Origin of the sequence: Pseudomonas sp. KBS0710 (assembly GCF_005938045.2) — a bacterium.
GTDB lineage: Bacteria > Pseudomonadota > Gammaproteobacteria > Pseudomonadales > Pseudomonadaceae > Aquipseudomonas.
The window spans coordinates 86451-101443 of sequence record NZ_VCCF02000002.1; the positions used below are offsets into that span (position 1 = coordinate 86451).

Genomic DNA, 14993 nt, shown 5'->3' on the forward strand with positions numbered 1-14993 from the left:
AGTCAAGGCAAGGCCCCGACCTCCCCTCTCGTCGAACCGGGGCAAAAATGCCTCGATCCGACGAATGGGGCTGCCAGGGCCCAGACTTATTTATCGCAGAACTCAGTTACCGCTTGAGTTCAGCGCTTCGGTCAGTGCAGCTTCCACTTCACTGGCGCTTACGCGCAGCGGCTTGTCAGCATCACGGCGGCGCTTGCGCTCGCTGTGGTAAGCCAAACCGGTACCAGCCGGGATCAAACGACCCACGACTACGTTTTCTTTCAGGCCGCGCAGGTAATCGCGCTTGCCGGTTACCGCTGCTTCGGTCAGTACGCGAGTGGTCTCCTGGAAGGAGGCCGCCGAGATGAACGACTCAGTGGACAACGACGCCTTGGTGATACCCAGCAACACACGAGTGAACTTGGAGACAAATTTGTCTTCCGCGCCCAGACGTTCGTTTTCTACCAGTACGTGAGTCAGTTCCATCTGGTCGCCCTTGATGAAACTGGAATCGCCGGATTCAGCGATTTCAACTTTACGCAGCATCTGACGCAGGATGGTCTCGATGTGCTTATCGTTGATCTTCACGCCTTGCAGACGGTAAACGTCCTGGATCTCGTTAACGATGTACTTGGCCAGCGCACTCACACCCAGCAGACGCAGGATGTCGTGTGGATCGCTTGGGCCGTCGGAGATAACTTCGCCGCGGTTTACCTGTTCGCCTTCGAAGACGTTCAGGTGACGCCACTTAGGAATCAGCTCTTCGTACGGATCAGTACCATCGTTCGGGGTAATGACCAGACGGCGCTTGCCTTTGGTCTCTTTACCGAACGCGATGGTGCCGCTGACTTCAGCCAGAATCGACGCTTCTTTCGGACGACGAGCTTCGAACAAGTCGGCAACACGCGGCAGACCACCGGTGATGTCGCGGGTCTTCGAAGTTTCTTGCGGGATACGCGCGATAACATCACCGATCGCGATCTTCGCACCATCCGCTACACCGACCAGGGCGTTGGCTGGCAGGAAGTACTGAGCGATTACGTCAGTGCCTGGCAGCAACAAGTCCTTGCCGTTGTCGTCGACCATCTTCACGGCAGGACGGATGTCTTTACCGGCAGCTGGACGATCTTTCGCGTCGAGTACTTCAATGTTGGTCATACCGGTCAATTCGTCAGTCTGACGCTTGATCGTAATGCCTTCTTCCATGCCCACGTAGGTCACGGTACCTTTCATTTCGGTAACGATTGGGTGAGTGTGCGGATCCCACTTGGCCACGATTGCGCCAGCGTCGACCTTGTCACCTTCTTTAACCGAAATCACAGCACCGTACGGCAGCTTGTAACGCTCACGCTCACGACCGTAGTCATCAGCGATTGCCAGCTCACCGGAACGGGATACAGCAACCAGGCAACCATCCACTCGCTCAACGTGCTTCAGGTTGTGCAGACGGACAGTACCGCCATTCTTCACCTGAACGCTGTCAGCTGCGGAGGTCCGGCTTGCCGCACCACCGATGTGGAACGTACGCATGGTCAGCTGGGTACCCGGCTCACCGATGGACTGGGCAGCAATTACACCAACCGCTTCACCGATGTTCACCTGGTGACCACGAGCCAAGTCACGGCCGTAGCACTTGGCGCAGATGCCATAGCGGGTTTCGCAGCTGATCGGCGAGCGAACAATCACTTCGTCGATGCTGTTGAGTTCGATGAACTCGACCCACTTCTCATCTACCAGGGTGCCGGCAGGAACGATAATTTCCTCGGTACCTGGCTTGAATACGTCACGGGCGATAACTCGACCCAGTACGCGCTCACCCAATGGCTCTACAACGTCGCCGCCTTCGATGTGCGGAGTCATCAGCAGACCGTGTTCGGTGCCGCAGTCAACTTCAGTCACAACCAAGTCTTGCGCAACGTCTACCAGACGACGAGTCAGGTAACCGGAGTTAGCTGTTTTCAACGCGGTATCCGCAAGACCCTTACGAGCACCGTGAGTGGAGATGAAGTACTGAAGTACGCTCAAACCTTCACGGAAGTTCGCAGTAATCGGCGTTTCGATGATGGAGCCGTCCGGCTTGGCCATCAGGCCACGCATACCGGCGAGCTGACGGATCTGCGCAGCAGAACCCCGTGCGCCCGAGTCGGCCATCATGTACATCGAGTTGAACGACTCTTGATCGACTTCTACGCCATGACGGTCGATAACTTTCTCTTTCGAGAGGTTAGCCATCATCGCCTTCGACACTTCGTCGTTGGCCTTGGACCAAAGGTCGATCACTTTGTTGTACTTCTCGCCCTGGGTTACCAGGCCGGAGGCGTACTGGCTTTCGATTTCTTTCACTTCATCAGTTGCAGCATTGATGATCTGGGCTTTTTCATCCGGGATAACGAAGTCGTTAACACCGATGGAAACGCCGGAAATGGTCGAATAAGCAAAGCCGGTGTACATCAACTGGTCAGCGAAGATCACAGTCTCTTTCAAACCAACCACGCGGTAGCACTGGTTGATCAGCTTGGAGATCGCCTTTTTCTTCATCGGCAAGTTGACGACGTCGTACGACAGACCTTTTGGCACAACTTGATACAGCAGCGCACGGCCGACAGTAGTGTCGACAATACGAGTGCCGCTCACGCTGCCGCCATCACGGTCGTTGACGGTTTCGTTGATCCGCACTTTGACCTTGGCATGCAGTGCGGCTTCGCCGGCACGGAACACACGGTCAACTTCTTGCAGGTCAGCGAACACACGACCTTCGCCTTTGGCATTGATCGCTTCACGGGTCATGTAGTACAGACCCAATACAACGTCCTGCGACGGAACGATGATTGGCTCACCGTTGGCTGGCGACAGAATGTTGTTGGTCGACATCATCAACGCACGCGCTTCCAACTGTGCTTCCAGTGTCAGCGGTACGTGCACGGCCATTTGGTCGCCGTCGAAGTCGGCGTTGTACGCAGCACAGACCAACGGGTGCAGCTGGATAGCCTTACCTTCGATCAGTACCGGTTCAAACGCCTGGATACCCAGACGGTGAAGGGTCGGTGCACGGTTGAGGAGAACCGGGTGTTCGCGAATCACTTCAGCGAGAACGTCCCAAACCTCAGGCAGTTCGCGCTCGACCATTTTCTTGGCCGCTTTGATGGTGGTCGCGAGACCGCGCATTTCCAGTTTGCCGAAGATGAATGGCTTGAACAGCTCAAGCGCCATCTTCTTAGGCAGACCGCACTGGTGCAGACGCAGGGTCGGGCCTACGGTAATTACCGAACGACCGGAGTAGTCAACACGCTTACCGAGCAAGTTCTGACGGAAACGGCCTTGCTTACCCTTGATCATGTCAGCCAAGGATTTCAGAGGACGCTTGTTCGAACCGGTGATAGCGCGACCACGACGACCGTTGTCGAGCAAGGCATCGACAGCTTCTTGCAACATACGCTTTTCGTTGCGCACGATGATGTCCGGAGCGGACAGATCAAGCAGGCGCTTCAAGCGGTTGTTACGGTTGATCACGCGGCGGTACAGGTCGTTGAGGTCGGACGTCGCGAAACGACCACCGTCCAACGGTACCAGCGGACGCAGGTCTGGCGGCAGAACCGGCAGAACGGTCAGCACCATCCACTCTGGCAAGTTGCCGGAACCCTGGAAGGCTTCCATCAACTTCAGACGCTTGGACAGCTTCTTGATCTTGGTTTCGGAGTTGGTTTGCGGAATTTCTTCGCGCAGACGGCCAATCTCGTGCTCCAGGTCGATAGCGTGCAGCAGTTCGCGGACAGCTTCGGCACCCATGCGGGCATCGAAATCGTCACCGAATTCTTCCAGCGCTTCGAAGTACTGCTCGTCGTTCAGCAGCTGACCTTTTTCAAGGGTGGTCATGCCTGGATCGATAACGACATAGCTCTCGAAGTAGAGAACGCGTTCGATATCACGCAGGGTCATGTCCATCAGCAAGCCGATACGGGACGGCAGCGATTTCAGAAACCAGATGTGGGCAACCGGCGAAGCCAGTTCGATGTGCGCCATGCGCTCACGACGAACCTTGGCCAGTGCAACTTCAACGCCGCACTTCTCGCAGATCACACCACGGTGCTTCAAGCGCTTGTACTTACCGCACAGGCACTCGTAATCCTTTACCGGGCCAAAGATCTTGGCGCAGAACAGGCCGTCACGTTCTGGTTTGAACGTACGGTAGTTAATGGTTTCCGGCTTTTTAACTTCACCGAACGACCACGAACGGATCATCTCAGGCGATGCCAACCCAATACGGATGGCGTCGAACTCTTCGACTTGACCCTGGTTTTTCAGCAAATTCAGTAGGTCTTTCAAGGCCTTTCCTCCTGGCGGAGCAGAGAGCGGGCTAAACAGCCCCGCTCTCGATTCGCGTCACGTGTTATTCGGTTTCCAGATCGATATCGATGCCGAGGGAACGAATTTCTTTGATCAACACGTTGAAGGACTCGGGCATGCCCGGCTCCATACGGTGATCGCCGTCCACGATGTTTTTGTACATCTTGGTCCGACCGTTCACATCGTCCGACTTCACTGTGAGCATTTCTTGCAGAGTGTAAGCAGCACCGTATGCTTCCAGTGCCCAGACCTCCATCTCCCCGAAACGCTGACCACCGAACTGAGCCTTACCACCCAGCGGCTGCTGGGTAACCAGGCTGTACGAACCGGTAGAACGAGCGTGCATCTTATCGTCTACCAAGTGGTTCAGCTTCAGCATGTACATGTAGCCAACAGTAACCGGGCGCTCAAACTTGTTGCCGGTACGGCCGTCGAACAGCTGCATCTGGCCGCTTTCTGGCAGGTCTGCCAGTTTCAGCATGGCCTTGATTTCGCTTTCCTTGGCACCGTCGAACACCGGGGTAGCCATTGGAACGCCGCCGCGCAGGTTCTTCGCCAGATCCAGGATTTCCTGGTCGGAGAAGGTGTCCAGCTCTTCGTTGCGACCGCCGATCTCGTTGTAGATCTCGTGCAGGAACTTACGCAGGTCAGCAACCTTGCGCTGCTCTTCGATCATACGGTTGATCTTCTCGCCCAGACCCTTGGCCGCGAGGCCCAGGTGGGTTTCAAGGATCTGACCAACGTTCATACGCGAAGGTACGCCCAACGGGTTGAGGACGACGTCGACCGGGGTGCCATTGGCATCGTGCGGCATGTCTTCAACCGGCATGATCACGGAGACCACACCTTTGTTACCGTGACGACCGGCCATCTTGTCGCCCGGCTGGATGCGGCGACGGATTGCCAGGTAAACCTTGACGATTTTCAGCACGCCTGGAGCCAGGTCATCGCCCTGCTGCAGTTTGCGCTTCTTGTCTTCGAACTTGTCGTCCAGCAGACGGCGGCGATCAACGATATAGGCCTGGGCCTTCTCGAGCTGCTCGTTCAGAGCATCTTCAGCCATGCGCAGTTTGAACCACTGGCCGTGCTCAAGACCGTCGAGTACTTCGTCGGTGATGTCCTGACCTTTCTTCAGACCTGCGCCGCCTTCAGCCTTGTGGCCTACCAGAGCGGAACGCAGACGTTCGAAGGTCGCGCCTTCAACGATACGGAACTCTTCGTTCAGGTCCTTGCGGATCTCGTCGAGTTGAGTCTTCTCGATGGACAGTGCACGAGCATCACGCTCAACGCCGTCACGGGTGAAGACCTGTACGTCGATGACAGTACCTTTGGTACCGGTAGGTACACGCAGGGAGGTGTCTTTAACGTCGCTGGCTTTTTCACCGAAGATGGCACGCAACAGTTTCTCTTCCGGAGTCAGTTGGGTCTCGCCTTTCGGAGTGACCTTACCGACCAGAATGTCGCCTGCGCCAACTTCAGCACCTACGTAAACGATACCGGCTTCGTCCAGCTTGTTCAGTGCAGCTTCACCCACGTTCGGGATGTCTGCAGTGATTTCCTCTGGCCCAAGCTTGGTGTCACGTGCCACACAGGTCAGTTCCTGAATGTGGATCGTGGTGAAGCGGTCTTCTTGAACCACACGCTCGGACAGGCAGATGGAGTCTTCGAAGTTGAAGCCGTTCCATGCCATGAACGCGATGCGCATGTTCTGACCCAGTGCCAGTTCACCCATGTCGGTGGACGGGCCGTCGGCCATGATGTCGCTGCGCTGAACGCGATCACCCTTGCTCACCAGCGGACGCTGGTTGATGCAGGTGTTCTGGTTCGAGCGGGTGTATTTGGTCAGGTTGTAGATGTCGACACCGGCTTCGCCAGTTTCAACTTCATCATCGGCAACACGAACCACGATACGGCTGGCATCAACGGAGTCGATCACGCCGCCACGACGAGCCACGACGCAAACGCCGGAGTCACGGGCTACGTTACGCTCCATGCCGGTACCTACCAGCGGCTTGTCAGCACGCAGGGTGGGTACAGCTTGACGCTGCATGTTGGAACCCATCAACGCACGGTTGGCGTCATCGTGCTCCAGGAACGGGATCAGCGACGCTGCAACCGAAACTACCTGCTTCGGCGAAACGTCCATCAAGGTGACGTCTTCCGGCGCCTTGACGGTGAACTCGTTCAAGTGACGAACAGCTACCAGCTCGTCGATCAGGACTTTCTTGTCGTTCATCGTGGCCGAAGCCTGAGCGATCACGTGATCAGCTTCTTCGATGGCAGACAGGAATACGATCTCGTCGGTGACCAGAGCGTCTTTCACCACACGGTACGGGCTCTCGAGGAAACCGTACTGGTTGGTGCGCGCATAAGCGGCCAAGGAGTTGATCAGACCGATGTTCGGACCTTCCGGCGTTTCGATCGGGCAAACACGACCGTAGTGCGTCGGGTGTACGTCACGAACTTCAAAGCCTGCACGCTCACGGGTCAGACCGCCCGGGCCAAGTGCGGAAACACGGCGCTTGTGGGTGATCTCGGAGAGCGGGTTGTTCTGGTCCATGAACTGGGAAAGCTGGCTGGAACCGAAGAACTCTTTCACCGCTGCTGCCACTGGCTTGGCGTTGATCAGGTCTTGCGGCATCAGGCCTTCGCTTTCAGCCATCGACAGACGCTCTTTGACCGCACGCTCAACACGCACAAGGCCAACGCGGAACTGGTTTTCGGCCATTTCGCCTACGCAGCGAACACGACGGTTACCCAGGTGGTCGATGTCATCGACGATGCCTTTACCGTTACGGATGTCGACCAGAGTCTTCAGTACCGCGACGATGTCTTCCTTGCACAGCACGCCCGAACCTTCGATCTCGGTACGACCGATACGACGGTTGAACTTCATCCGGCCGACCGCAGACAGGTCATAACGCTCAGGGCTGAAGAACAGGTTGTTGAACAGGGTCTCGGCAGCGTCTTTGGTTGGCGGCTCACCAGGACGCATCATGCGATAGATCTCGACCAGCGCTTCCAATTGGTTGCTGGTGGAGTCGATCTTCAGTGTGTCGGAGATGAACGGACCGCAGTCGATGTCGTTGGTGTACAGGGTCTCGATGCGAACAACCTGGGCCTTGGCGATTTTTGCCAGGATTTCGGTGTTCAGCTCGGTGTTGCACTCAGCCAGGATTTCGCCTGTAGCCGGGTGAACGATAACCTTGGCGGTGGTGCGACCCAGGACGTAGTCCAGAGGCACTTCCAGCGACTTGATGCCGGCTTTTTCGATCTGGTTGATGTGGCGCGCCGTAATACGACGACCCGCCTCAACGATCACTTTGCCGTTTTCGTCCTGAATATCCAGAACGGCAATTTCACCACGCAGACGCGAAGCAATCAGCTCCAGGCTGAGGGTTTCATCCTTCAGGCTGAATACGTTGGTGGTGTAGAAAGCGTCCAGCACCTGCTCAGTGGTGTAACCGAGCGCGCGCAGCAGTACCGAGGCCGGCAGCTTGCGACGACGGTCGATACGCACGAACACGCAGTCTTTCGGGTCGAACTCGAAGTCCAACCACGAACCGCGGTACGGAATGATCCGCGCGGAGTACAGGAGTTTACCGGAGCTGTGCGTCTTGCCGCGGTCGTGGTCGAAGAACACGCCCGGGGAACGGTGCAGCTGGGAAACAATAACACGCTCGGTACCGTTGATTACGAAGGTACCGTTTTCAGTCATCAGTGGGATTTCGCCCATGTAGACTTCTTGCTCTTTGATGTCCTTGATCGCTTTGTTCGACGATTCTTTGTCGAAAATGATCAGGCGGACTTTTACCCGCAAAGGTACGGCGTACGTAACACCGCGCAACACGCATTCTTTGACATCAAATGCCGGTTCGCCCAGGCGATAACCCACGTACTCCAGCGCAGCATTGCCGGAGTAGCTGATGATCGGGAAAACGGATTTGAAGGCCGCATGCAGGCCCACGTCGCGGAACTGATCTTTGGTCGCTCCCGCCTGCAAGAATTCACGATACGAATCCAGCTGGATAGCCAGAAGGTACGGGACATCCATGACGTCCGGCAACTTGCTAAAGTCCTTGCGGATACGTTTTTTCTCAGTATATGAGTAAGCCATCAGCGTTCCCCAGCTTGGTCACCTGCTTGTTTGGCCCCTCCGACGGGAGCAGCCAGAAAATCTTGCAAACCCCATGGTTTGCACCACCGCATCGGGTGGCTACAGCGCGTCATTGGCGGCGACCGAGTCGACAGCCAAGAACGGAAAAAGGCCGGTGGCAAGAGCCACCAGCCATCAGCCTTCAGCTTAACGCTTGGGCTGGAGACGCAAGGTCGATGCTTACTTCAGCTCGACTTTAGCGCCTGCTTCTTCCAGCACTGCTTTAGCTTTGTCAGCGGCGTCTTTCGACACTGCTTCCAGAACCTGGGCAGGAGCGCCGTCAACTACAGCCTTGGCTTCTTTCAGGCCCAGACCGGTCAGTTCACGAACTGCCTTGATCACGTTTACTTTCTTCTCGCCAGCTTCCAGCAGCATGACGTTGAATTCGGTTTGCTCTTCAGCAGCAACAGCAGCAACAGCTGGGCCAGCGGAAGCAGCGGCAGCGGAAACGCCGAATTTTTCTTCGAAAGCTTTGATCAGCTCAACAACCTGCAGAACCGACATTTCAGCTACGGCGTTGAGGATATCTTCTTGGGAGATAGACATTACTGTATTTCCTGAATTGGGGGACGGCCTACGCGGCCATCGAAATAAACAAAAATACGCGAAAGGAGATGCTCAGCCTTAGGCTGCGGCAGCTTCTTTTTGCTCGCGAACTGCGGCCAGAGTACGAGCCAACTTGCTGGTAGCGCCTTGAATCACGCTCATCAGCTGAGAAATAGCTTCGTTACGGGTCGGCAGTGTTGCCAGTACGTCGATTTGGTTAGCTGCGAGGAACTTGCCCTCGAACGCAGCTGCCTTGATCTCGAACTTATCCTGACTCTTGGCGAATTCCTTGAACAAACGGGCAGCAGCACCCGGGTGATCTTTGGAGAACGCGATCAGAGTCGGGCCGGTGAACACGTCATTGAGGACACTGTATTCAGTGTCAGCAACAGCGCGCTTGAGCAGGGTGTTACGTACAACACGTACGTATACGCCAGCTTCACGAGCCTCTTTACGGAGTCCGGTCATAGCGCTTACTGTCACACCACGGGCATCAGCCACGACAGCGGACAGAGCAGCTTTGGCAGCCTCGTTGACTTCAGCGACGATGGCCTTCTTGTCTTCGAGATTAATTGCCACGGGTTTAACTCCTGCTTGTTACCGTTTCATCTGGCCGAAGCCGGATGTCGTTTTGGTGTCTGATTCGGTAAGGAACCGGGAGCACCATCTGCGTAGGCTTGAGGTTTAAGGCTTGCGCCGCCTACGGTCTTGGATAGCCCCCGCCAGGCAGGGACCCCAATTTTTTCAATTGGCGCGATCTCTCGCACCAACGTGTTTCTTATACGTCCAGCGAGCCTTGGTCGATGACCAGACCTGGGCCCATAGTGGTGCTCAGGGTAACGCGCTTGACGTAGATACCTTTCGAGGAAGCTGGCTTGATACGCTTCAGATCAGCGATCAGGGCTTCAACGTTTTCCTTCAGCTTGACGGCATCAAAGCCGACTTTGCCAACGGAGGTGTGGATGATGCCGTTTTTGTCGGTGCGATAACGAACCTGACCAGCCTTGGCGTTTTTAACCGCGGTAGCTACGTCTGGCGTTACGGTGCCGACTTTAGGGTTAGGCATCAGACCACGTGGACCGAGGATCTGACCCAACTGACCTACAACGCGCATTGCATCCGGGGAAGCAATTACTACGTCGTAGTTCAGGTCGCCGCCTTTCATTTCGGCAGCCAGGTCGTCCATGCCAACGCGATCAGCGCCGGCGGCCAGAGCAGCTTCAGCTGCTGGGCCTTGGGTGAAGACAGCAACACGTACAGTCTTGCCAGTACCGTGTGGCAGCACAGTAGCGCTACGAACGACCTGGTCGGATTTACGTGGGTCAACACCCAGGTTTACAGCAACGTCAACGGACTCGCTGAACTTGACAGTCGACAGCTCGGTCAGCAGGGCAGCGGCGTCTACAAAGTTGTAGGCCTTGCCTGCTTCGATTTTGCCGGCGATAGCCTTTTGGCGCTTGGTCAGCTTAGCCATTACACACCCTCCACGTTAAGGCCCATGCTACGAGCAGAACCGGCGATGGTACGCACGGCTGCATCCATATCAGCTGCAGTCAGATCCGCGTTTTTGGTTTTCGCGATTTCTTCCAGCTGAGCACGAGTTACGGTGCCAACCTTAACGGTGTTAGGACGAGCGGAACCGCTAGTCAGACCAGCAGCTTTCTTCAGCAAAACTGAAGCCGGGGTCGACTTGGTTTCGAAAGTGAAGCTACGGTCGCTGTATACAGTGATGATCACTGGAGTCGGCAGACCTGGCTCAAGACCCTGAGTACGGGCGTTGAAGGCCTTGCAGAATTCCATGATGTTCACGCCGTGCTGACCCAGAGCCGGGCCGACAGGTGGACTTGGGTTGGCCTGAGCGGCCTTTACTTGCAGCTTGATGTAAGCGGTAATCTTCTTGGCCATGAGGCACTCCAATTACGGGTTCAAACGCCTCGAAAGGCTCCCCGGTTACTTGCGCGTTTATCCCAGTGACGACAAAACCCCACAGCCTAAGGCTGCGGGGTTGGGATGCTTGCTCAGCTAGACCTTCTCGACCTGGCTGAACTCCAACTCTACCGGAGTAGAGCGACCGAAAATGAGCACTGCCACTTGGATCCGGCTCTTTTCGTAGTTAACTTCTTCGACGGTGCCGTTGAAATCAGCAAACGGACCATCTGTGACACGAACAACCTCACCCGGCTCGAACAACGTCTTCGGCTTAGGCTTGTCGCTACCGTCAGCAACGCGACGCAGAATTGCTTCCGCCTCTTTGTCGGTGATCGGAGCAGGCTTATCAGCAGTACCGCCGATGAAACCCATGACACGAGGAGTGTCCTTGACCAAGTGCCAAGTACCTTCATTCATGTCCATCTGAACCAGCACGTAGCCAGGGAAGAACTTGCGTTCGCTTTTGCGCTTCTGGCCATTCCGCATTTCAACCACTTCTTCAGTGGGAACCAGAATTTCGCCGAAGCCATCTTCCATGCCTGCGAGCTTTACGCGCTCTAGCAAAGAGCGCATAACATGCTTCTCGTAACCCGAGTAAGCATGCACAACGTACCAACGCTTAGCCACGGGACACCCTTAGCCAACAATCAAGGAAACAAGCCAGCCGAGCAGGGAATCAAGCCCCCACAACAGCAACGCCATAACCAGAACAACAGCCACAACAATCAACGTGGTCTGCGTGGTTTCTTGGCGAGTCGGCCAAACGACTTTACGAATTTCGGTGCGAGCTTCCTTTACCAGGACCGCGAAAGACTTGCCTTTGGCAGTCTGCAGGCCTACAAAGGCAGCTACAGCAGCAAGGGCGAGCAAAGCGAGTACACGGTACAGGATCGGCGAAGCAGAGTAGTACTGATTGCCAACAACGCCTACGACCACCAATGCGACTACGGCGAGCCACTTGACGAGATCGAAACGAGAGCTTTGAGCTTCAGCCTTAGGAGTCATCTATGAAGATCCTGTGAAAAGAAAGCCAGACACACCACGTGAATCTGGCAGGTCAGGAGGGAATCGAACCCCCAACCTACGGTTTTGGAGACCGTCGCTCTGCCAATTGAGCTACTGACCTAAAACAAAATCAGGCCGACCATTATGCAGGCCTGAAAAAGACTTTACAACAACCAACCCCACTAGACCTGAAATCACTTGGCAACAAAGCCAAATGCGACACCAACAAGCCGAGGCAGCTGTTAAAACAAAGGCAGATATTTTCATATCTGCCTTGTTATATGGAGCTCTTGAGCGGATTTGAACCGCTGACCTCACCCTTACCAAGGGTGTGCTCTACCAACTGAGCTACAAGAGCAAAACACATTGCACAACCTGCAAACTTGGAGCGGGTAGCGGGAATCGAACCCGCATCATCAGCTTGGAAGGCTGAGGTTCTACCACTAAACTATACCCGCGGAGCTTGCAGCTCACGCTAAAAATGGTGGAGGGGGAAGGATTCGAACCTTCGAAGTCGTAGACGTCAGATTTACAGTCTGATCCCTTTGGCCGCTCGGGAACCCCTCCTAAGCGAGCCGGCATTCTACATCACGCCGGCCTTCTGTCAAGCATTTTCTCATTAAAAATATGAGCTTAGCTGCGTTGACCTTCGCTTCACCTTGTAGACCGTAAAGGTCTTCACTGCGAAGCGGGCGCCATTCTATGCAAACTATTCGACAGTTGCAACGCCTTCGCACAACATTATTTTATGTTTTAACTCATTGAATTCCTTAGCAAGGTTTTCAAACGGCAGATCGTCAGCCAGCCTCCTGCTTTCAGGGGCGACACGAAGCCAATAGCCGGAGGCATCAGGCGTATTGAGCAGCTGCACTTTGGCCTTTATATCCAGGCTGATGAGGCGCTGCTCGACCGACAGCGCCTGGCGCTGATCAGCAAAGCCACCGATGTATAGACAGGTACTTTGTGCGTCAGGCGCTTTTGCCCGGTCACGCCGAACCATGGGGTCAGAGGACTCACTCAATAAGCGAATATCCTGCTGAGAGCCCTTATAAAGGCTCAGAGGCGTTACATCTTTAGCACGCAACGGGGCTTCCTGTTGATGCCAGACGTAATAGAAGGCATTGAGAACGAGCAAAAGCAAAAACAGCCAACGCATAAATACCTCAGGACAAAGGGCACGCCATCGCCAGACCAACAAACACCAGATCAGGAACGAAACGAGCTTGGGGCACGGCATCGGAGACCAGGTCCGCATCCCCGCCAGTCAGAAAGACGGTGAAATCATCCCCCCAATAGCTTCGAGCCAATTCGAGCTGGGTCAAGACAAACCCCCTGAGCATCAGCGTACAACCTCGCTCAACCGCCTCAACGGTCGTCCGCCCCGGCGAGAGGCGCGCCAAGGCCTGCTCTGCCGCAATATCGTCATAGCGGATCTTGCGCGTATGCGTTCGCAACTGGCTGCGCATGAGCGGCATCCCCGGGCAGATGAACCCGCCAAGATGCTCGCCATCGGCAGCAATAAAGTCCGCGGTGGCTGCGGTACCAAAATCGAGCACCAGGCAGGCACCCGATGCCAACTTGAAACCGCCCAGCATTGCCAACCAACGATCCAGCCCAAGGCGCTCAAACTCTTCGTAGCCGTTACGCACACCCGCCGCTTCTCTCGCTGAGGCAGCACAAGACACAACAACCCCAAATGCCCCCTGCAATGCCTCAACCAACTGCCCGGTCTCCTCGGAGGCCCGAACACTTACCAGGCGACAGCGCGTCAATGAGAGCCCCGGAATCGCTATCAACCCCTCAATCAACTCAAGGTCCGAGCCGACGACGCCCTCAGCGGACGCCTTGGCCGCAGGCGAATCGAGCACACGCCACTTGATAAAACTATTCCCACAGTCGAGCTCAAGAATCATCACGCAACCTCAGGCTTAGCTCACCACCGCTGTATATTTTTTCGACACCCGCGACACTCAGCCGCAACGCGCCCTGGTGATCAACACCCAGCACTACACCATCAATCTGGTTAACACCCGCGATAAGAGATACGGCCTTACCTTGCCACAAATGATTTCGCTCCCACTCTTCCTGAAGCGCAGCAAAACCGAATGCCTTATGTCGCTCCAGGTGACTTTGCAGTTGCAGCCCAAGCCGTGCAACCAAGTGATTACGGTCGACAGGTGAACCCGTCTCCAACTGCGCCGACGTCCACTGCTGATCGACCTCTGCGGCCTTCTGCATATTTACGTTGATCCCTACACCGAGGACAACGTGGCAAACATCGGCGGGATCTCCGACCAACTCCAACAAGATACCGGCAATTTTTTTCTGCCCGACCAGGACGTCATTCGGCCACTTCAATGCGGCACCCTGGACACCCAGTTCACGCAGGGCCTGCATGACCGCCAATCCGACGACAAGACTAAGCCCCTCCAACTGCCTTAATCCGCCGTCAATGCGCAATACGAGGCTGTAATACAGGTTTTGAGCGAACGGGCTCACCCACTTACGACCCCGCCTCCCCCTACCCGCTGTTTGCTGCTCCGCAAGCACCAGAAATGGCGCCGCGCGATCAGCGTCGACGAGGCGCAAAGCCTCAGCATTGGTGGAGTCTATGGAGTCAGAGATGTAAACAGGCCACGCCAAAGCAGGAGCATGCCCTTGAATTTCTTCAGCATTCAAGAACACCAATGGAGATGCTAGCTGGTAGCCCCTGCCGCGAACTTTATGAATGGGCAGGTTCAATTCAGACTCCAGATGCTGGAGCTGCTTCCAGACAGCACTGCGGCTGACACCCAAGGCAGCACCCAGCGCCTCTCCGGAGTGGAATCGACCATCTTTCAGAAGTGTTAACAACGTCAGCATGCAAGCATCGCCTCACAATGAGGCACGCATGATAGCCATGCGCAAGGTCATTGCATAGAAAGGACAGGATTTAGCACTGGAGACGGCTGCAAAGCAGGCCTACGTGGCTTCTCAACCTGGACGCGCTGTGATTAACGCCACTCGTGGGCGAGATTTACGCCTGGACGATCGC

At 55.6% G+C, this 14993-nt stretch carries 11 protein-coding genes and 4 tRNA genes; all 15 read right to left on the minus strand.

What is annotated here, in order from left to right; genetic code table 11:
- Window positions 1-102: 102 nt before the first annotated feature.
- Window positions 103-4302 carry a DNA-directed RNA polymerase subunit beta' gene (rpoC, locus tag FFI16_RS30325; RefSeq protein WP_083356524.1) on the minus strand — a complete coding sequence of 1400 codons (4200 nt, stop codon included), beginning with the start codon at window positions 4300-4302 and terminating at the stop codon, window positions 103-105.
- A gap of 64 nt (window positions 4303-4366) precedes the next feature.
- The gene (gene rpoB, locus FFI16_RS30330) at window positions 4367-8440 is read right to left on the minus strand and encodes a DNA-directed RNA polymerase subunit beta (protein ID WP_017135961.1); all 4074 of its coding nucleotides are present in this window, start codon (window positions 8438-8440) and stop codon (window positions 4367-4369) included.
- Between the two features lie 219 nt (window positions 8441-8659).
- Window positions 8660-9025 carry a 50S ribosomal protein L7/L12 gene (gene rplL, locus FFI16_RS30335; RefSeq protein WP_010566858.1) on the minus strand — a complete coding sequence of 122 codons (366 nt, stop codon included), beginning with the start codon at window positions 9023-9025 and terminating at the stop codon, window positions 8660-8662.
- A 78-nt stretch (window positions 9026-9103) separates the two neighbouring features.
- Window positions 9104-9604 (minus strand): 50S ribosomal protein L10, encoded by a 501-nt coding sequence (gene rplJ, locus FFI16_RS30340; protein WP_056861893.1) that lies wholly within the window; start codon window positions 9602-9604, stop codon window positions 9104-9106.
- 199 nt (window positions 9605-9803) lie between these two features.
- The gene (gene rplA, locus FFI16_RS30345) at window positions 9804-10499 is read right to left on the minus strand and encodes a 50S ribosomal protein L1 (RefSeq protein WP_003232403.1); all 696 of its coding nucleotides are present in this window, start codon (window positions 10497-10499) and stop codon (window positions 9804-9806) included.
- Window positions 10499-10930, minus strand: a complete 432-nt coding sequence (gene rplK / locus FFI16_RS30350; protein ID WP_003176435.1) for a 50S ribosomal protein L11 — start codon at window positions 10928-10930, stop codon at window positions 10499-10501. The genes rplA and rplK overlap by 1 nt, the downstream gene beginning before the upstream one ends.
- 117 nt (window positions 10931-11047) lie before the next feature.
- Window positions 11048-11581 (minus strand): transcription termination/antitermination protein NusG, encoded by a 534-nt coding sequence (nusG, locus tag FFI16_RS30355; protein ID WP_003176436.1) that lies wholly within the window; start codon window positions 11579-11581, stop codon window positions 11048-11050.
- Between the two features lie 9 nt (window positions 11582-11590).
- Window positions 11591-11959: a preprotein translocase subunit SecE gene (gene secE, locus FFI16_RS30360; protein WP_003194658.1), complete on the minus strand. Its 369-nt coding sequence runs from the start codon at window positions 11957-11959 to the stop codon at window positions 11591-11593.
- Between the two features lie 45 nt (window positions 11960-12004).
- Window positions 12005-12080: transfer RNA gene (locus tag FFI16_RS30365), tRNA-Trp, on the minus strand.
- A gap of 161 nt (window positions 12081-12241) precedes the next feature.
- A tRNA-Thr gene (locus tag FFI16_RS30370) sits at window positions 12242-12317 on the minus strand.
- A 26-nt stretch (window positions 12318-12343) separates the two neighbouring features.
- Window positions 12344-12417, minus strand: a tRNA-Gly gene (locus FFI16_RS30375).
- A gap of 24 nt (window positions 12418-12441) precedes the next feature.
- Window positions 12442-12526, minus strand: a tRNA-Tyr gene (locus FFI16_RS30380).
- 142 nt (window positions 12527-12668) lie between these two features.
- Entirely contained in the window at window positions 12669-13115 is a 447-nt protein-coding gene (locus tag FFI16_RS30385; protein WP_138813631.1) for a hypothetical protein, read from the minus strand.
- Between the two features lie 7 nt (window positions 13116-13122).
- Window positions 13123-13872 (minus strand): pantothenate kinase, encoded by a 750-nt coding sequence (locus FFI16_RS30390; protein WP_138813630.1) that lies wholly within the window; start codon window positions 13870-13872, stop codon window positions 13123-13125.
- On the minus strand, window positions 13862-14821 hold the full coding sequence (gene birA / locus FFI16_RS30395) for a bifunctional biotin--[acetyl-CoA-carboxylase] ligase/biotin operon repressor BirA (RefSeq protein ID WP_138813629.1): 960 nt from the start codon (window positions 14819-14821) through the stop codon (window positions 13862-13864). The genes FFI16_RS30390 and birA overlap by 11 nt, the downstream gene beginning before the upstream one ends.
- Between the last annotated feature and the right edge of the window lie 172 nt (window positions 14822-14993).